The sequence below is a fragment of the Undibacterium sp. Ji83W genome (assembly GCF_049340385.1).
Lineage (GTDB): Bacteria > Pseudomonadota > Gammaproteobacteria > Burkholderiales > Burkholderiaceae_D > Undibacterium.
Genome location: NZ_JBMPOZ010000003.1, coordinates 238,868 through 257,331 on the forward strand (window position 1 = coordinate 238,868; position 18,464 = coordinate 257,331).

Annotated in this window: 21 protein-coding genes; 11 read left to right on the forward strand and 10 right to left on the reverse strand. The window is 49.6% G+C overall.

Annotated elements, in window-relative coordinates; all coding sequences use genetic code 11:
* Positions 1-220: 220 nt before the first annotated feature.
* Positions 221-790, forward strand: coding sequence for a glutathione peroxidase (locus ACO0LD_RS07825; RefSeq protein WP_423005405.1), 570 nt, complete (start codon positions 221-223; stop codon positions 788-790).
* Between the two features lie 17 nt (positions 791-807).
* Here ACO0LD_RS07825 and ACO0LD_RS07830 read toward each other — a convergent pair whose 3' ends face one another.
* Positions 808-1,605, reverse strand: a complete 798-nt coding sequence (locus ACO0LD_RS07830; protein WP_423005407.1) for an IclR family transcriptional regulator — start codon at positions 1,603-1,605, stop codon at positions 808-810.
* A gap of 135 nt (positions 1,606-1,740) precedes the next feature.
* Between ACO0LD_RS07830 and ACO0LD_RS07835 the strand changes: the two genes are divergently transcribed.
* The 3 genes from ACO0LD_RS07835 (at position 1,741) to ACO0LD_RS07845 (ending at position 4,768) form a co-directional block, all read left to right on the forward strand.
* Positions 1,741-2,703, forward strand: coding sequence for an MBL fold metallo-hydrolase (locus tag ACO0LD_RS07835; RefSeq protein WP_423005409.1), 963 nt, complete (start codon positions 1,741-1,743; stop codon positions 2,701-2,703).
* 146 nt (positions 2,704-2,849) lie between these two features.
* Positions 2,850-4,526, forward strand: a complete 1,677-nt coding sequence (locus tag ACO0LD_RS07840) for an FAD-dependent oxidoreductase (protein ID WP_423005411.1) — start codon at positions 2,850-2,852, stop codon at positions 4,524-4,526.
* The gene (locus ACO0LD_RS07845) at positions 4,526-4,768 is read left to right on the forward strand and encodes a DUF2783 domain-containing protein (RefSeq protein ID WP_423005905.1); all 243 of its coding nucleotides are present in this window, start codon (positions 4,526-4,528) and stop codon (positions 4,766-4,768) included. Before ACO0LD_RS07840 ends, ACO0LD_RS07845 begins: the two co-directional genes overlap by 1 nt.
* A 14-nt stretch (positions 4,769-4,782) precedes the next feature.
* Here ACO0LD_RS07845 and ACO0LD_RS07850 read toward each other — a convergent pair whose 3' ends face one another.
* Positions 4,783-5,403 (reverse strand): TetR/AcrR family transcriptional regulator, encoded by a 621-nt coding sequence (locus tag ACO0LD_RS07850; RefSeq protein WP_423005413.1) that lies wholly within the window; start codon positions 5,401-5,403, stop codon positions 4,783-4,785.
* Between the two features lie 266 nt (positions 5,404-5,669).
* Here ACO0LD_RS07850 and ACO0LD_RS07855 point away from each other — a divergent pair, with 266 nt between their 5' ends.
* Genes ACO0LD_RS07855 through ACO0LD_RS07885 form a run of 7 tightly spaced genes read left to right on the forward strand, consistent with a single transcriptional unit; the run spans position 5,670 to position 11,458 of the window.
* Complete coding sequence (locus ACO0LD_RS07855) at positions 5,670-6,971, forward strand: NAD(P)/FAD-dependent oxidoreductase (protein ID WP_423005415.1); 1,302 nt, start codon at positions 5,670-5,672, stop codon at positions 6,969-6,971.
* A gap of 2 nt (positions 6,972-6,973) precedes the next feature.
* Positions 6,974-7,792, forward strand: coding sequence for a DUF1365 domain-containing protein (locus ACO0LD_RS07860; RefSeq protein WP_423005417.1), 819 nt, complete (start codon positions 6,974-6,976; stop codon positions 7,790-7,792).
* Positions 7,789-9,054, forward strand: a complete 1,266-nt coding sequence (locus ACO0LD_RS07865; protein WP_423005419.1) for a class I SAM-dependent methyltransferase — start codon at positions 7,789-7,791, stop codon at positions 9,052-9,054. Before ACO0LD_RS07860 ends, ACO0LD_RS07865 begins: the two co-directional genes overlap by 4 nt.
* Positions 9,051-9,635: a chalcone isomerase family protein gene (locus tag ACO0LD_RS07870; RefSeq protein WP_423005421.1), complete on the forward strand. Its 585-nt coding sequence runs from the start codon at positions 9,051-9,053 to the stop codon at positions 9,633-9,635. Before ACO0LD_RS07865 ends, ACO0LD_RS07870 begins: the two co-directional genes overlap by 4 nt.
* Positions 9,636-9,671: 36 nt before the next feature.
* A complete protein-coding gene (locus tag ACO0LD_RS07875; RefSeq protein WP_423005423.1) occupies positions 9,672-10,223 on the forward strand; it encodes a DUF3833 domain-containing protein in 552 nt (183 codons plus the stop codon).
* Positions 10,220-10,987: an SDR family NAD(P)-dependent oxidoreductase gene (locus ACO0LD_RS07880; RefSeq protein WP_423005425.1), complete on the forward strand. Its 768-nt coding sequence runs from the start codon at positions 10,220-10,222 to the stop codon at positions 10,985-10,987. The genes ACO0LD_RS07875 and ACO0LD_RS07880 overlap by 4 nt, the downstream gene beginning before the upstream one ends.
* A complete protein-coding gene (locus tag ACO0LD_RS07885) occupies positions 10,988-11,458 on the forward strand; it encodes a nuclear transport factor 2 family protein (RefSeq protein ID WP_423005427.1) in 471 nt (156 codons plus the stop codon).
* A 66-nt stretch (positions 11,459-11,524) separates the two neighbouring features.
* On the opposite strand, the gene ACO0LD_RS07890 is transcribed toward ACO0LD_RS07885, so the two are convergent.
* The 8 genes from ACO0LD_RS07890 to ACO0LD_RS07925 form a co-directional block, all read right to left on the reverse strand.
* Positions 11,525-11,953, reverse strand: a complete 429-nt coding sequence (locus ACO0LD_RS07890; protein WP_423005429.1) for a nuclear transport factor 2 family protein — start codon at positions 11,951-11,953, stop codon at positions 11,525-11,527.
* Between the two features lie 102 nt (positions 11,954-12,055).
* Entirely contained in the window at positions 12,056-13,264 is a 1,209-nt protein-coding gene (locus tag ACO0LD_RS07895; RefSeq protein WP_423005431.1) for a phospholipase effector Tle1 domain-containing protein, read from the reverse strand.
* Between the two features lie 11 nt (positions 13,265-13,275).
* Positions 13,276-13,746 carry a hypothetical protein gene (locus tag ACO0LD_RS07900; protein ID WP_423005433.1) on the reverse strand — a complete coding sequence of 157 codons (471 nt, stop codon included), beginning with the start codon at positions 13,744-13,746 and terminating at the stop codon, positions 13,276-13,278.
* Positions 13,747-14,360: 614 nt separating this feature from the next.
* Positions 14,361-14,675, reverse strand: a complete 315-nt coding sequence (locus tag ACO0LD_RS07905) for an HU family DNA-binding protein (RefSeq protein WP_423005435.1) — start codon at positions 14,673-14,675, stop codon at positions 14,361-14,363.
* A gap of 244 nt (positions 14,676-14,919) precedes the next feature.
* Positions 14,920-15,963, reverse strand: coding sequence for a hypothetical protein (locus ACO0LD_RS07910; RefSeq protein WP_423005437.1), 1,044 nt, complete (start codon positions 15,961-15,963; stop codon positions 14,920-14,922).
* Between the two features lie 32 nt (positions 15,964-15,995).
* Complete coding sequence (locus tag ACO0LD_RS07915; RefSeq protein WP_423005439.1) at positions 15,996-17,093, reverse strand: M23 family metallopeptidase; 1,098 nt, start codon at positions 17,091-17,093, stop codon at positions 15,996-15,998.
* Positions 17,083-17,802, reverse strand: coding sequence for a hypothetical protein (locus ACO0LD_RS07920; protein WP_423005441.1), 720 nt, complete (start codon positions 17,800-17,802; stop codon positions 17,083-17,085). Before ACO0LD_RS07920 ends, ACO0LD_RS07915 begins: the two co-directional genes overlap by 11 nt.
* Entirely contained in the window at positions 17,799-18,449 is a 651-nt protein-coding gene (locus ACO0LD_RS07925) for a hypothetical protein (RefSeq protein ID WP_423005443.1), read from the reverse strand. The genes ACO0LD_RS07920 and ACO0LD_RS07925 overlap by 4 nt, the downstream gene beginning before the upstream one ends.
* Between the last annotated feature and the right edge of the window lie 15 nt (positions 18,450-18,464).

The following is an 18,464-nucleotide window of genomic DNA, read 5'->3' on the forward strand; positions in this document are numbered from 1 at the left end:
ATCGATGATGAAACCGAAAAGCTCGACACAGAGGCACGGAGACACAGAGGAGCACCGAGGTAAACGAAGAATTCAGTGTGAACTTAAGCTGGATAATATGCCTGTTGCGCCTGTCTTTTAATAAAACGTCAATATCTGGCATTCATAAAACACTTAGTCTTCAACTACATATTTTCCCAAGACTGCGCTAAGATGACATCCTCTTCTTCAGGAGTTAGCCATGTTGCGACGCACACCAATTCAAGTTGCTGTTTTTCTGGGTTTGATCAGTTGCTCATTGGGAGCGTGGGCGGATACCGGTGATGCCTGCCCGGCTGTGCTGAACCATAAATTCAAGCGCCTGCAAGATGAAGCGCCGCAAGATCTTTGCCAGTACAAAGGCAAGGTTGCACTGATCGTGAATACCGCCAGTTATTGTGGTTTTACCAAGCAGTATGAAGGCCTGGAAGCCATGTCGGCCAAATACAGCGACAAGGGCCTGGTGGTGCTGGGCTTTCCATCCAATGATTTTGGCAAGCAGGAACCTGGCAACGACAAGCAAATTGCTGATTTTTGCTTTAATACCTATGGCGTGAAATTCCCCATGTTCAGCAAATCTTCTGTCATGGGCAAGGATGTCAATCCCATGTATGCGCAGTTGATCAAGGCAACTGGCACGACACCAAAATGGAATTTTTATAAATACCTGATAGACCGCAAAGGCAATGTCGTTGCGGCTTATTCCAGCGTAACCACACCGGACGACAAGAAACTGGTCGCCGATGTAGAAAAAGCACTGGCCGCGCAGTAATTCCTGTGAATTGATCCTTATAAAAGCTTGGGCACATAGCCCATTTGACGTGATAAGGCGCTGGCACTGGCGCGCAAAGCCTGTGCCAGTTCGCCATCCCAGTCTGTATCAAAACTGCCCTTGGGGCCAGTGGCGGTAATCACCAGGCTCAGTGCCTGGGCATGGTTGAAGACTGGCGCGCTGAGGGCATTGATACCGGGTATAGGCAAACCCTGTGCTCTTGCCAGGCCCTGCTCCCTTACTTCTGCCAATACGCTGGCAATATCATTGGCAGTCATCTGCGCCCCTGCCTGCCCTATTACCAATTCATCTTTGAGCTCTCTGCCAATCACCTTGTCAACCAGCGCTTGCGGTAAGAAAGCAGAAAACACCAAGCCCGTCGCCGTACCCAGCATGGACATGACAGAACCCGCATGCATATTCACATGGATGGGGCGGCTGGATTCTGCGATATACACTACAGTAGGGCCATGGCTACCCCACACTGCCAGCGCCACGGTGTGATCGGTAATGGCGGCCAGGCGGGTGATTTCAGGTATTGCCAGTTTGACGGGTGACATTTGCTGCAGGCTGACCAGCCCCATTTGCAGGGCAAAGGGGCCAAGCTGGTAAGCGCCAGTCGCCGCATCCTGCTCCACCAGACCCAGTTTACCGAAGCTGACCAGATAGGCATGTGCCTTGGATGCTGGCATGCCGCTCTCACGCGCCAGGTCACCCAGGGACATGGCGCGGCCAGAGCTGACCAGTGCATTCAGGATCAAGCCACCGACCTCGATCGCGCCTATGCCGCGTCTTTCCTTGCTTTTTTCTGTCATGGCAGCCCTTTCTTTAGCTCGAATCTATTTTACTATTAACAAATGCATTTACAAATAACGAATTAATGCTTATTCTTGCTTTCTGTCGCGTGCTTCAATTTTAAGCATGCCTTGCACCGATCAAAGGATGTTGTCATGACCACCAAACAATTCGCCTCCCACGCTGACCTGGAAGAAAAGAAAGTCAGCTTCCAGCAATTATCTGAACATGCTTATGCCTATACCGCTGAAGGTGACCCGAATACCGGCATCATCATCGGTGACGATGCCGTCATGGTGATCGACACCCAGGCGACGCCCATCATGGCGCAGGATGTGGTGCGCCGCATCCGTGAAGTCACTGACAAGCCGATTAAATATGTGGTGATGTCACACTACCATGCGGTGCGCGTGCTCGGTGCCAGTGGCTATGTGGCGGAAGGGCTGGAGCATATCATCGCCAGTCGCGATACTTATGACCTCATCGTTGAGCGTGGCGATGCTGACATGAAGAGTGAGATAGGCCGCTTCCCGCGTCTGTTCCGTAATGTTGAAAGCGTGCCCGGCTTGACCTGGCCAACGATTACCTTCAAGGGTGAAATGTCGATCTGGCTGGGCAAGCTGGAAGTGAGACTCATGCAGGTAGGACGAGGCCATACCAAGGGCGACACCATCGTCTGGCTGCCACAGGAAAAAGTCCTGTTCTCTGGTGACCTGGTTGAATTTGGTGCGACACCCTATGCGGGTGACGCCTATTATTCAGACTGGCCGCAAACCCTGAGCAATCTGGAAGCAATGAAAGCCGAAAAACTGGTGCCAGGTCGCGGAGCCGCCCTGACTACACCAGAACTGGTGGCAGCGGGCCTCAGTGAAACCCGCTCTTTTATCAGCGACTTGTTTGCCAGCGTCAAGGCTGGTCAGCAACAACAGCATGACCTGAATACCATCTACAAAAATACTTACACCGCGTTGAAACCCAAGTATGGCCACTGGGTGATCTTTGATCATTGCCTGCCATTTGATGTGACGCGGGCTTTTGATGAAGCGTCGGGGCATGTTGATCCACGGGTGTGGACGGCGGAGCGGGATGTGGAGATGTGGAAGAGTTTGGAGGGGTAGTTTTATTTAACGTCAAGACCCCTCAACACAGAGACACCGAGACACAGAGAAATTCAAGAGAAGAACCAGTTTTGTTTACAGTCTTGATATAAATACCTGAGTCTCACTTTTTTCCTTAGCCTGAATGTTGTAGCTGGAGTCATGTCTTGCTTAGCACTTATCAATATCAAAAATTTCCCTTCGTGACTCCACCGGAGTTGCGGACGAAAGAAATCACGCGCCGCAAAGTTGTCATTGTCGGCGCTGGTCCTGTTGGTCTGGCTGCTGCGATAGATTGTCATTTACAGGGTTTGGATGTGCTGGTGCTGGATGATGATGACACGGTGTCGGTAGGTTCACGCGGCTTGTGTTATGCCAAACGTACGCTGGAAATACTTGACCGACTGGGCGTGGTAGAAGCAGTGCGTGGCAAGGGTGTGGAGTGGAATGTAGGGCGTACTTTCTTTCGCAAGGATGAAGTGTTCAATTTCAATCTCTTGCCTGCGCCTGATCACAAACACCCAGGCATGGTGAATTTGCAGCAATATTATCTCGAAGATTTTCTGGTGCAACGGGCGATGGAACTCGGCGTAGAGTTACGCTGGAAAAGCCGTGTCACTGCGATTGAGCAAAGCGATGATTTTTCCATCTTGCGGATAAGCACACCAGAGGGTGATTACAGTCTGCAAGCAGACTGGCTGATCGCCTGCGATGGTGCGCGCAGCCCCTTGCGCCAGATGCTGGGACTGGAAGTGGAAGGCAAGGTCTTCATGGACAGGTTCCTGATTGCTGATGTGGTCATGAAAGCTGATTTTCCGGCAGAACGCTGGTTCTGGTTTGACCCACCTTTCCATCCCAATCAATCGGTGCTGTTGCATCGTGAAGCCGACAATGTCTGGCGCATAGACTTTCAACTGGGCTGGGATGCCGACCCGGTGGAAGAACGCAAACCCGAAAACGTGATACCGCGCATCAAGGCCATGCTGGGTGATGACAGGGAGTTTGAACTCGAATGGGTCAGCGTGTACACCTTCCAGTGTCGGCGCATGGAAAAATTCCGCCATGGCCGTGTGCTGTTTGCTGGCGATGCCGCGCATCAGGTTTCCCCCTTTGGCGCACGTGGAGCAAATTCCGGCATACAGGATGCAGATAATCTGGTGTGGAAACTGAAGCTGGTCGTTGATGGCAAAGCACCGGACAGCTTGCTCGATACGTATTCCGATGAACGCGTATTTGCAGCGGATGAAAATTTGCTGAATTCGACACGCTCTACTGATTTCATCACACCCAAAAGTACCATCAGCAAGTGCTTTCGCAATGCGGTATTAAGTCTGGCGCAGGAACATGCATTTGCACGCAAATTGGTGAATTCCGGGCGCTTGTCTGTACCGACCATCTTGTCGGAGTCGAATTTGAATACAGAAGACCGCGAAGGGTTTGATACAGCCCTGCAAACTGGTGCGCCGTTTGAAGACGGGCCAGTTACTTGTCAAAGTAAATCTGGTTTCCTGATCGATTATTTGCAACCAGTTTTTCAAGGCCTGTATTTCTGCGATGCCGTATCTGATATTCCTGATGTACATCTCGCGGCAATGAGAGCTTTGGAACAAGAAGCAATTTCCATAACCACACTCATCATTAGCAAACAGGATGGCGCGCTTGATGCTCATCTGGTTCTGACTGACGTCAAGGGCTTGCTGCACCAGCGCTATGGCGCAGGCAACGGCAGCTATCATCTGCTCAGACCTGATCAGCATCTGGCTGCGCGCTGGCAGCAATTTGAATTGAAACACGTGCTTCATGCAGTACAAACTGCAAGCGGCAATTCATCTGGAGTGGCATGATGCCTTTGAACCTGCAATCAAATTTCCATTACCCTGACAAATCATCGCAACGTGACTACAGTGCTGGTGATGATTTTTATCAGTTGTTGATAGACAGCCATCGCGACCTTAGCGATGAAGCTAGCGCTTCCCTGAATGCACGATTGATCTTGCTGCTGGCTAATCACATAGGTGATCTCAACATCTTGCAGGAAGCCTTGCGCCTGGCTGCAGAAAACAAAGAATCAGCTCAATCTGTTTAAGCTATTTAAGCTGCTTAAGCTTTCCTCGCTTCATTCGACAAAAAACCACCTATGGTCGCATGCACCATGGCATCGACTATCTGCTCATGCGTCAGGCGCTTGTCGCGCAATAAAAATTCCATGGTCGGATCACAGGCCCGTGAATACAGGGTGTAGACCAGGACATCATCCGGCACCAGCGGTGTCAATGCGCCCTGCTCCCTGGCTTGTGCCACCAACGCATAAAAACGCTTGTTGACGCGCAAGGCCACCATCACATAATCAAGGTTCAGCATCAGACTGCGCTGTAAAGCCAGACTGGTTGAGGGCAGATGTGGCACACCACCTTGCAGGCGCAGTCGCAAGGACCAGGCCAGGATATGCCTGATTTTGTCTATCGCTGGCATCTCCGCCGCCAAAGTATCCAACTCAGCCTGGGTTGCCTTCAAGAGCCGCGTCATGGCTGCCCCTGCCAGCTTTTCCTTGGACGAAAAATGCTTGTACAGGCTGCCCTTGGCTATCCCTACCGCGTCGGCGACATCATCCATGGTCATCAAGTCATAGCCTTTTTCTGACAAAAGGCGATTGACGGCATCGATGATGGCGACTTCCCGTGCATCAAACTGTTGTTTTTTAAAAGGAATCCGGATTTCCATTATTTTTTCTGCGCAAATAAAAACTTTGTAGTATATTTTGTGACTGATCAGTCACAAAATGAAATTCATGGTCATATTTTAACCCAAGGCAGCTTTTTTACCAGAGAAATTATCGATCATGGCAACGGTAAAAACTCCTGAATCCAAAAAACTGCAGCTTGCGTATGAATATATGAATACGGTCCAACCAGTGAATTACAGGTCGGGCCAAAGTAATCGCTTCACAATAAATATATTTTTACCAATTCCATGAGCACAATCAGACTATGAAAATCGCTGTCATCGGTTCCGGCATCTCCGGCCTGTCTTGCGCGTACGAGCTTTCCAAAGCAGGGCATGAAATCAGCCTGTTTGAAGCCAATGATTATTTTGGCGGGCATACTCATACGGTCGATGTCAGTCTGGATGGCCAGACTTATGGAGTAGATACCGGCTTCCTGGTATTCAATCACAAGACCTATCCTAACCTGGTCAACCTGTTCAAGGAATTGGGTATCGCGACGGTCGCGACCGACATGTCTTTTTCAGTCAAGATGCCCTTGGGTAAAAATGGGGGTCGCCTGCTTGAATGGGCAGGAGCGAATCTTGATACGGTATTCGCCCAGCGCCGTAATTTGCTGAGCCCGGCATTTATACGCATGCTGCGCGATATCTTGCGCTTTAATAAACAGGCGACTGCGCTGGCAACCACGCAAGATCATCCAGATTTCAAACAACCGCTGGGCAGCTTTCTCGACCAACACGGTTATGGCAAAGAATTCCGTGCATGGTATCTGCTGCCCATGGCAGCCTGTATCTGGTCCTGCCCTACTGAAACCATGATGGCTTTTCCGCTGTCTTCTTTCGTCAATTTTTGCCATAACCACGGCTTGCTACAAGTAAATGACAGGCCGCAATGGCAAACTGTCAAAGGCGGTGCCAGGCAATATGTAGAAAAGATTTTACCAAGGATTGCACACACGCATTTGCAAACCCCGGTAGTAAGCGTGCGCGAAAAAACACCAGGTGCAATTGCTGTCCAGACTGAACAAGGCACGCAAACGTTCGAGCATGTAGTTTTCGCCAGCCATAGCGATCAAAGTCTGAAAATGCTGGTTGATGCTGACCTGGCGGAGCGTCAAATCCTGTCATCTGTCAAATACCAGCCTAATCGTGCAGTGCTACATACCGATGCCAGTGTCTTGCCGCAAAATAAAAAAGCCTGGTCGGCCTGGAATTATCAAAGTGAAAGCGGCAGCGAACCACGTGTCTGTGTGCACTACCTGATCAATCAATTACAACCCCTGCCCTTCAAGACACCCATTATCGTCACCTTGAATCCAATTCAAGAACCGGCTGCAGACAGCGTCATCAATAGCTTTGACTATTCTCACCCGGTATTTGATGCGATGGCAATCAATGCACAAAACCAGCTGGTGAATATCCAGGGCAGGAGAAATATCTGGTTTGCCGGTGCCTGGACAGGCTATGGCTTCCATGAAGATGGCTTGAAATCTGGCCTGCGTGTGGCGGAATGCATACTCGCCCGCGCAGAAGCTGCCTACGACAAAATGATACGCGCAGCCTGAACATGAACACGCCTGCCACCAAATCTGCTGTCGTCTTGTGTACAGGCGAAGTCATGCACAAACGCTTGCGCCCGGCTAAAAATGCTTTTCGCTATGGCGTGTTTTTTATCCGTGTGCCTGTGCGTGACATCAACGATATCAAGCGCATGAGTACCCCGGCATTGTTTTCTGTGAACCGCTTTAATGTCCTGTCTTTCCATGAGCGTGACCATGGTGATGCTGGTCAGCCACTGGCGCAATGGCTGGATGACTTGTTGCAAAGCGAGGGCATCACAGATGCTGACGGCGAGATTTGGCTGCAGTGTTTCCCCCGGGTGTTTGGCTATGTATTCAATCCTGTGTCTTTCTGGTTTTGTCATCGTCAGGATGGCAGCTTACGCGCCGTGGTTTGCGAAGTACGCAATACCTTTGGCGAGAAGCATTTATACCTGCTGGAAAAAGGTGGCAAGCTGGCCAATGGCGAAGAATTGCAAGCCAGGAAAATCTTCCATGTCTCGCCTTTCTGCAAGGTCGAGGGCAGCTATCGCTTCCGCTTCATGCAAGCACAGCAAGAGATGCTTGGGCAAGACGCAGGACATGTACAGAAAAAGCACCTGGCCCGTATCGACTATGCAGATGCAGAAGGCCCGCTATTACTCACCAGCGTTTCTGGCCGTGAACAGACCATGAGCAATACCCGTATAACCCAGGTCATGTTGCGCTACCCCTTCATGACTATAGGCGTAGTGCTGCGCATCCATATCCAAGCACTGCGCCTGTGGATCAAGCGTGTGCCCTTTATTTCCAAACCTATTCCTCCTACTGAAGAGTTAAGCCGATGAGCAGCCTACATCCTACTTTTGCCTCTGGCACTGCAAGCGCTGACAACAATGCCACAGCAAACGCACAACTGAATAGCAAGCACTTTCCAGCGCAAGCCAGGTTTGTCCTCAGCTTGCTCAATAAACTTGAGCACGGCTGCCTGACGATGCAATTCCCGGATGGGCAAACTGCCAGCTTTGGCCGCGCCTATGAAGGCTGGCAACATGTCAGCCTGCATTTGAAAGACTGGGAGTTATGTCGCGCCGTACTCAAGTCTGGGGATATAGGTTTTGCCGAAAGTTATATCGCCGGTCACTGGACTACCAGCAGCCTTACCGGCTTGATAGAACTGATTTCACATAATCGCCAACAACTGGAAAGCGTGATCTATGGCAGTTGGTGGGGTAATCTTATTTATAGACTCAAGCATCTGCTGAACCGTAATTCCCGCACAGGCAGCAAGAAAAATATTCACGCCCATTACGATATCGGCAATGAATTCTACAAGCTGTGGCTGGACCCATCGATGACTTATTCCAGCGCGATTTATTCTGACGAGCAAGAACAGTCACTGGAAGAAGCGCAGCAAGAAAAATACCGCCGCATACTGCATCAACTGGCATTGCCAGAAAATGCCGAGGTACTGGAAATAGGTTGTGGCTGGGGTGGCTTTGCCGAGATGGCAATACGGGATGCCGGTGCCCACGTGACTGGCCTGACTCTCTCTACAGAACAATTGCAATATGCCCAAGAGCGCCTGCGTCATGCGGGCCTGCATGCACAGGGTGATTTGAAGATAGAAGATTACCGCGATGCAAACGGCAGCTACGACGCGATCGCTTCCATAGAAATGTTTGAAGCCGTAGGTGAAGCTTACTGGCCTGGTTATTTTGAATGCCTGCAACGCAACCTGAAACAGGGTGGCCGTGCCTGTGTGCAAAGCATCGTCATCGCAGATGAATTATTCGAACGCTACCGCAAGGGCACGGACTTTATACAGCAATACATCTTCCCCGGTGGCATGCTGCCATCGATAGAAAAGTTCCATGCCATGGCTGAAGCCTACGGTATGGAAGTATTGGATACCTATAATTTTGGTCTCGACTATGCGCGCACCCTGCTGCACTGGCGCCATGCTTTCATGGAAAAACTGGCGCAGGTCAAAACCCAGGGGTTTGATGATGAATTCTTGCGTACCTGGGAATTTTATCTGGCCTATTGTGAAGCGGGCTTCCGCGCAGGAAGTATCAATGTCACGCAATTCACATTGAGAAAAAAATGAGCTTTGTTCACACCTTGCGCAGGCTATGTTTGTCCTTGTTGGTTTCAGTGATAGCAATGCCTGTGCACGCAGCGGATGTGCCTGCAAACCCGCCACCTGCTCCAGCACACATCAGTGAAGAAATTCCGCAAGCCAGCTTGCAGGGTGGCGGCAGTTTTCGCTGGTTTGGCTTGCATATTTACGACGCAAGCTTGTGGTCTGCACCTGAAGGCTATAAACCGGATAGCGACAAGCCACAAAAGTTTGCGCTGGACCTGGCGTATGCCCGCACTTTATATGGCGGCAAGATCGCCGATGCCAGCATAGATGAAATAGAAAAGCTCAAGCTGGGTACAGCAGAAAAGCGAGAGCGTTGGCTGGCGCAGATGAAAAAACTTTTCCCCGACGTCAAACAGGGCACGCACATCACCGGTATTTACATACCGAATGAAGCAGCCAGGTTTTATCTGAATGGGAAATTGCTGGGCGAGATACGCGATGCGGAATTTGCCCATGCTTTCTTTGCCATATGGCTGGACAAGAAAACCACGGCGCAAAGTTTGCGCACCAGGCTGCTGGGCAGCAAAGCCGCCGCCAATTAAGCACACCAGCAACAAACACTCACATCAGGAAAGCATATGTTGAAGCACACCTACCGCTTATTTTTCTTCAGCCTGATCTTGTTGCTGACATCCTGTGCCAGCCAGTATGAACCTGGCCGCTACCGCAATGAGACTCCAAAGCTGGATATGCAAAGCTATTTCAATGGCAAGCTGGATGCCTGGGGCATGTTCCAGGACAGGTCGGGTGCTATCGTCAAACGCTTTACCGTGGTCATGGACTGTCAATGGTCAGGTGATATTGGTACGCTCAATGAAGACTTCAGTTATTCAGATGGGAGCAAGCAAAAGCGTATCTGGACTTTGAAAAAAACAGGGGATGATCAATTTACCGGCACTGCGGCTGACGTCATAGGCGAAGCCAGGGGGCAAGTATCAGGCAATACCCTGCACTGGAATTATGTCCTGGCATTGCCGGTAGACGGCAGCGTTTATAACGTGGATTTTGACGACACCATGGTCTTGATGGATGACAAGATCATGCTGAACCGCGCCATCATGCGCAAGTTTGGTGTTGAACTCGGCAGCGTCACTTTATCCTTCACCAAACGCAGTAACGCCACGCCATGAACCCCGCCATCCGCGACTGGCAGGGAAAACGCATCTGGATCATAGGCGCATCCAGCGGCATAGGCGAAGAGACTGCCAGGTTATTGTTGACGTGTGGTGCCAGGGTTGCACTGTCAGCCCGCAAGCTGGCGCAACTGGAAAAGATTGCAGCAGACTATCCCATGGCCGAAGCCGTGGCAGTAGATATTTGCGATCATGCCAGCCTGGTCGCTTGCCATGCAGGCTTGATACAAAAATGGGGCAGCATAGACTTTGTACTTATCGTTGCCGGTAGCTACAATGAAATGCGGGCAGACAGTTTCGATATGGCTGCAGTCAACAGCCTTATAGACATTAATTTGCGCGGCGTCTACCAATGCCTGGATGTGGTCTTGCCTGCGCTGCTAAAACAGGGGAGCGGTGGCATAGGTATAGTTGGCTCGGTGGCAGGTCTCTCAGGTTTGCCCAAGGCACTGGTGTATGGGCCGACCAAGGCGGCCATCATCAATTTGTGTGAATCGCTGTATCTGGATTTACGCCCTAAAAATATTGCGGTGTATATGATTAACCCCGGCTTTGTAGAAACGCCGATGACACAGGGGAATGATTTCAAGATGCCTGCCCTGATGAGTGCGCCTGAAGCGGCATTGGCTATTGTCAAGGGTATGCAAAGAGGTGATTTTCATATTCATTTCCCAAGACGTTTCACGAACTGGCTAAGACTGGCTCGCCTGCTGCCTTACCGCAGCTATTTTTATCTGGTTCATAAAGTCACAGGTTTATAAATGGCTACTAATGATTTACCTGCTATCGATTTGTCCATTCCTGATCATCAGGCCAGCCTGGACAAACTCATCAGCTTCTTTGAAACCATCTCACTGGCGGCCTGCCAGGACTTGTCTGGCATCTATACTGAGGATGCTTATTTTAAAGATCCATTCAACGAGCTGCGCGGATTGCCTGCGATTAACCAGGTATTCCAGCACATGTTTGTGCAGGTACATGAACCACACTTTCGCATTACTTCATCGGTTCTGCAAAACGATAGCGCTTTCCTGGTCTGGGATTTTTTATTTACGATGAAAAACTTCAGTGCAGCAACACAACGCATACGTGGAGCCACGCATATACGCTTTGCTGACGATGGCCGGGTGAATTTCCACCGCGACTATTGGGATGCGGCAGAAGAGTTGTATGAAAAGCTGCCCGTGCTGGGCAGCTTCATGCGATTTTTGAAGAGCCAGGCACGCAAGTAAAAATGAGCTGGCAGGAAATTATTTAACCGCTTATTTAGTTGTTTATACAGGAGCTTATTTGGGTGCTTATTTAGTCGACTTATAGGCAGGCAGATATTGCGCCAATCTCGCCCCCATCTCTTGCCCCAGGGCTTGCAAGCCGCTCATGGGCCTGACCATGACTTCAAAGTCGACGATTTTTCCATCGACATCAAAACGTATCATGTCGATACCCTTGAGCTGCTTGTCGCCTACATTGGCACTGAATTCGAGTACGATATTCAAGCCATCGTCAGAAGACAATTCGCGGTGATAAGTGAAATTTTCAAATACCTTGACGACTGTTCCCAGAATTAACACGACGGCCTGGGCGCTGGCATAAGGTTGATGCGCCATGGGTGAGCGAAATACCGCATCCGCATGCACGATGGATGGCAGTGCACTCAAATCTTTACTGGCTATCATCTCATGCCAGGTTTGCAGGGAAGCGGCAACAGCTGCAGGCAGGTTTTTCATCGTCATCCTTTTTTGAAAGCCCGGCATGCCAGACTCAATACGAAAAGGATAATCTTAGACCAAAACCCTGCCTGTATGTGATTTTGCCCGAATGAAGCTTGCTTACAGCTTAGGTTGTACCGGTTTCGCTACCTCAGGGGTGCGCGACAATAATCGATTTGAAGGACTGTCATCCGCACTCAGGACGTTCAGGTCAGCACCAGGTCTGGTGGCAGTGATAGGTTTAATACTGTCATTAAATGGCTCAGCCACCTTCTTGTCTACTGGCTCTACCGGCCTGCCTTGCGGATCTTGCTTTGCTGTCATGCCACGCTCTTCTACCCTGCGGTAAAAGAACTGATGTTGGGTCGAATCATGGATCACGCTTTTCTCTGGCTCCACCGGCACTTCACGCTTCAAGATCATGGCTGAACCTAAAGTCGCATTCAGGTAACCCGTCATCAGGTTGAAATTGCGCGTGGACAGGCCATTGAGTTCATATCCACCACCAACATCACTATGGCAACCAGCGGTTGTCACGCCCAGGAAACGTTTGTCAGCCGATAGCCCTTGAGGAATGATGTTATCTGCCGGGAACAAAGAGCGATGCTCATCACCAGCCTTGATTTGCAAACCACTGAGTACTGAATCAGCAGGTCGCCTGTCCTTGCGCTCAGGTGCACCGGTGGCTACCGGGTCATACATGGCCAGTGCCTGGGCGACCTCGCCAGGCTCCCGCAATGGCGGTGCAGTATAAGTAATCTTGTCATCCTTGAGCCCCAGAGGATAGGTGTCCACTTTCCTGGCATTCGGGTCCTGAATACCTCTTTCATCCACCAGTCGTGTAAAGCCTGCCGCCTGCTCGGCACCGCGACTGAAACCGACAGAAACGACACTGATTTTAGCGTCCGGGTTTTCTTTCAGCCAGACAGCTGCCTGACGGTCAAACTGCTCGTACATATCTTCCAGTCGCTCTTGATATGTACCACCAGTAGCACCATCCAGAGCGCCCTTGAGACCACCCTGGGTACCCGGCCCTTCTTTGTAATAACCACCGATATTCGGGTTGGTTTGCGCTGCTGCTTCAACCTGATCCTTCAACAAGCCCACATTGGTAATATGCTTGGGATCGTGAATTGCGTCGTTACCTGTGCCGTCAAACAAGGCGACGAAAACGCGTGAGTTGGGATCTTTGCTGTCGTATAACTGTGGCACCTTGAAGGCATTGATTTCCGTTTCTGCCTTGGTATAAGTTGCCAGTTGCGCAGGGGTCGCCTGCGTAACGTCAACGCCATCAGATTTAACTGGATCAGATTTCACAGGATCGGTCATAGTGATTACCGTTAATAGGTTTTGGAATATGCCAGCGTGCGGTGGTCATGGTGTTCGCGCGTCGTTGCATCTTTCTCCAGGCGTATCGTGACGAACATATACACGTTCAGTGTGCGGTCATTGACTTCAATGATGATGGTCGGATGCCCACCAGCGACAGGGTCAGCCTTGTACAGACGGCTCACATCATCTGTATGCAAGACTCTGCGGTCTTTGAATATTTCATCCAGATTCAAAGTGGCGGCCAGCTTGCTGCCATCGGCGGCAGACCATTTCACGTCCACCGGACCGGCGAAAGTGACGTATGAGCCGGATTTAAAATTCGGGAACTTGTTTTGATCTTTTTCTGTCTTGGCCGGCGCGAGCTTTCCTGCGCTCAGCTTGTGCGGCGTCCCCGCGTACAGCACTTCAACATCACTGGCGCTATAGGCCTGTATGTTCAGATCATGTTTGGAGAATTTCAAAAAATCTTCGTTTGCCATTGCGCTAGATCCCAATTGTGTTTGTAAAGCGATTGCCATCAAACATCCTGCAAAATTTCGTTTCGAGAGTTTCATTTTTTGCCCGTTTTTTACCCATTTTTTGCATGGAACTCATTTCATGATTCGGGTGAAATACGTTCCAGAATGACTTCAATTAAATGTACTGCACACGAATTATTATCAGAATTTCAAAAATAATCCAAGCTGCCACAGTGCAATTTGCAAACAGGCGAGGAAAAACAAAACTCACGACTACACCTTGAACAGCTCCCGGCCCCGGTACGACCAACATGGCGAGTACAGTGATGCCATGTCGTGAAACAAAGAACGCATACTAAAAACTGATTTGATGTCAGGAATTATACTTCCACGCTTTTCATTTTACAAATATTTATACGAACAAAAGTAAAAAACATTTTAGAAATTAAAAGCATTAAAAAAACAGCGGGGATTTTGATATGGCGGCCATTCCTGATCGAATACACCATTAATCAGACTTAAAGCTATTGACGGGAAAAACAAAAATGGATGCTCAAAAGCATCCATTTTTGCTCAAAGAGAACCAAACAGCCTCAATTCATAGCTAACTCAGGTTTAAGCAGGGGTTAATTTGCTTAATCGTCCTCGTCCTTCATGTCATCAACTGGCAGATTATTGACTTTGTTTTGCAGGTAGCGGCTAGGCTTGAATTTTGGGACTTTACGGTCCTCTATCATTACCGGCTCGCCTGTGCGGGGGTTTCTGGCTTGTTTTGCATTTCTCTCTGCCACTTTGAAAGTACCAAAGCGGCTGATCTTGGCCTCGCCATCTTCCGTCATTTCGCGAACGATCTCATCAAAGACGAAGCTAACGATGTCTTTAACTACATTCCGGGTCAAAGTGCCCTGATATTTGCCGTAAATACGCTCGACGATGTCGTGTTTTGTCATTTCTATTAAAGCTTTCTTGTTGCAGTCAAAAACTGCCGATTTTCTAAAAAGCTATAATATGCCTTCATAAATTGAAAGTCAAAGCTGGCAGGACAGGTATGAAAATGACAAAAACATCCTGTAGCAATGCCTAAGCAAACAGAATTTGTGCGTCAGTAGCACACAAGACGGAGATGGGTGGAGATGATGCGGGCTAGCTCAGGATGAAAAGTACCTGGCTTTCACGCCAGGCTGGCAGGAAGAATTAAAGACCGGGTATGGGAGAAGCTTTGCGGGCAGGCACTTCAGCCTGTGCTTTACTTGCGCCAGTCGCCCCGGTTACGGGAACATTATTGGTATTTGCCACTGGATTGCCATTACTCCCCAGTTCTTGCAGCTTGCTCCTGGCTTCAGCCTCGCTAATGACGCGGGCATTTGCGCCATAGCGCTCAGTCACTGATACTGTCTTATTGGAGCGCAACTGGCGCGACAAATCGTCAATTTGTGCCCGGGCTACATCGGCGCTACCTGGCAGCATGGTGGACGCCTTGGGCATCAGTGCAGCCGGTTCTTCCGTCGCCATCTTGCGCACCAGCCAGTTTGATCTCAATACATCTGGCACAGGCGCGGCCCGGGTCTGCAACGCACGACCAGGAGAATTCGCAAACTTTTTAGCGTACTCAGCCTGTATGTCCAGGTTACTCTTGATATAGGCGTCCGCGTCTTCCTGCATACGCCGATTTTTTTGGTAGCTTACCGGGTCAAAGTATTTCTGTCGTATTTGTGCTTCCTTGTGTTCAAAGTACTGCTTTTGTTGAGCACTCATCACCTTGCCATCACCACGATCCAGTCCTAGCAAATGCAGGCGCAATTTTTCCATGGTTGTATCAAGAGACTGATACTGCAAACCCGCTCCACCATTCGCCATTTGAGACAGATATTTTTTTTGATATTCCTCGACCTGCTTGCGTCTTTCCGGTGGCATTTTCGCCAGCCTGGCGGCATTATCAGCCTGCAGAGATTTGAGAATCTCATCACCATTCTTTCCTTCCATACTGGCGATGGCAGCCTGATATTTCTTTGCATCAGCTGCACTCAATTTTGATGAGAGACCGAGAGTACTTTCTTTCTTTTGCTGATTCGCTGCCGCCTTGCCTGTATTCACACTATCCATCTGCGTCAGATCATTTGTTTGTTGCCCATGTGCATGCAATGGCAAAATCAGGCCCAGCATGAAAGACAGCAGTATCCCATGGCTGGCATGCCATTTTTTATTCTGTTGCCGATCAAGACTGATGTTCAGGCTCATTGATGCCGATTCCGTAGGACGAAGTTTAAGAGTTAAGGAGAAATGCCGCGCAATGCGGGCTCACGCAATTTCTTGACCTTGATCTGCACTGCGAGTTCGTTCAGTAACGCTGTTCTGGTTGCAGATAACTGGACGATATTTTCAGCCACTTCCTGCTTTTGATATTGCATATATATCTGATAGGCGGTCATGACTGCCAGATCATAGTACAAGGGCAATTCACCTTTCAATGCCAGTTCTGAATACCACTGTTCTGAACCGAAGCGTTTTTTCGCTTCGCTAACTATCATTTCCGAGAAGGACATGTCTTCTGCAGTGAGCGGTGCCGGCAAAAGAGGCTGCTGCGAAGCATTATCACCAGACTTGGCGATTTTTGCGGCATCAACAATGGCAACAGGATTGGCGGTGGCAACAGATGAACTGGGTATCGTGCCTGTTGCCGCATTCTGTGCCAGGTATTTATCGTAAAATTCCTTGTCGAAATTCGTCCCGGCTGAACCAAAGGTGTCCTTGTCTGTTACGCCAGCGGGACGTATCAGACTCAAGGGTGGCTTTCTGTCTGGCTTGTCGACGGCGGCCTGATAGGTGAAAGAAACACCGCCACAAAATGGCGGAGGTATGCGCCATGCCTTGGTGGTGCTTGCATCACCTTTGGTAATTACTTCCAGATGGATATGTTCGGGGTTAGGCAAGATGCCGGTATTCGAAGGCACGCCTATCTTGTCGCCGACGCTGATGGCAGAACCATTCAACCTGGCCTTGCCACTGGCGTCGGGTTCGAAACTTTTCAGATGACAAAACTTGGTGGAGAAACCATCTGCTTGGGAAATAACCACCATATTGCCACAACCAGCTGTACCTGCAATAGAGCGGTACGTACCATCTATAGGTGCCACTACCATGGGATCAGTCAATACTTTCTTCGAGAAATCTGTTCCATAGTGAAACTGCCATTTACCACGGCCATTGGGATTGGCATCAAAGCGCCAGCCAAACGGGCTGCTGACAACCAGAGACCCTGACTTGATGACAGTTTGCAGGCAAGCTGCCGACGCCAGGCTTTGTGTCAGTAAGCTTGCGCATACTGCAGTTGCCAGCAGATAGGGTCTGAGAGTAAGTTTAGCCTGCATTTTTTTTCAACAATGGTTTTAGTATGGACTTAATCGTGTCTTTTTCACTGCGCGTGGGACTTTCACGTTCCATCAGAAATACTCCAGCCTCATAGGCGATCTTGTCTTCGAAGCCCAGTCCCAGTGCTGCCCAGTTAAGATATTGCCGGAGTTTTTCATTCCGCAATTCGCCCTGCGCGCGTGCCGCTGCTGCCTGCACAGTCTTGCATACAGACTGGTCATATTCACTGTCATGCGAGGTGTCTACGCAAATACTGTTATAAATAAAGTGATGCAAAGTCAGGTAAGGTAAATCGAGTACCGCACCTTTGTTCTGGTCTGCCTGTTTCAAGCGTACTGCGGTATAAAACAGTATTTGCGCTGATATCACCTGATCATTTGCCGCATACCATGCCATCTTCTTATAGATCATTGCGTACCGCTTATCCGGTTCACTGGCAATAATGCCACCCGGACGCAGAACCGCCAGCTTGGGATAGGCATAAGCCAGCGAGGTATCAATTTTCTTTACCGCGTCCGGCTCCTTCATGAGGAGCTTTTTATTTATTTCAGTCTGGTTCTTTGTCGTTTTTTCGATTACATAAAAAGAAAACCAGGGGTTATTTTCTGACGGTTCACTACCCATACTGGTTTGTGCAAGTGTCTTGCCAGAGGCAGCAACCAAGACGACAAGCAGCAACAAGAAATTATTGAAAAACACCCGCATCATCGTTTCGCGACATACAGTTTTGTTTTGGCATCAAAAGTAAACGAAAAAGTCCTGTCCAGCTTTTCCAAGGCCGTGCCTGTCTGATTCATTGCTGTTCCAGTTTGTCGCAATACCACATCTGGATAATCTGGCATAGCCGAAGCGGGGAAGCTGGCAGTCAATTTACTGTCGGCACACAATTTTTTCCCCTCACATGCAGCACCTTCCAGATTATTCAGCAACACTTCGGCTGTCTTGAGTACACTTTGTGGTTTCTTGTCTGCAGTGAAGGTATAAATCTCGGCTGAGGCATACACATAGCCGCCCTTGTTAACCGGAAGTAAAACCACAGCTACCTGATTTTTTGTTTGGGAAAAAAATCCGCCAGCAGCACTGGCATCCTCAACAGCAATATTGATGACGCCGCCAGGGCCACGTACATTGATGGAATCACTGGCACATTTGCCAGATTTCTCTGGACAATTACCGGCACGGACAAAAGTCGAGACCCAGTAAACATCATTGCCACTACCGCCAAGGGCGATAACTTTTTCAACACCTGCGGCTGACTTTGCTTCCTGTCCCAACTTGACAGCATCAGCAGTCTGGCCAGACTGAGCCAGGGTAACCAGGGCAAACAATGCAATTGCAAGCACGCTCTTTTTCATGACATCACCAGATCT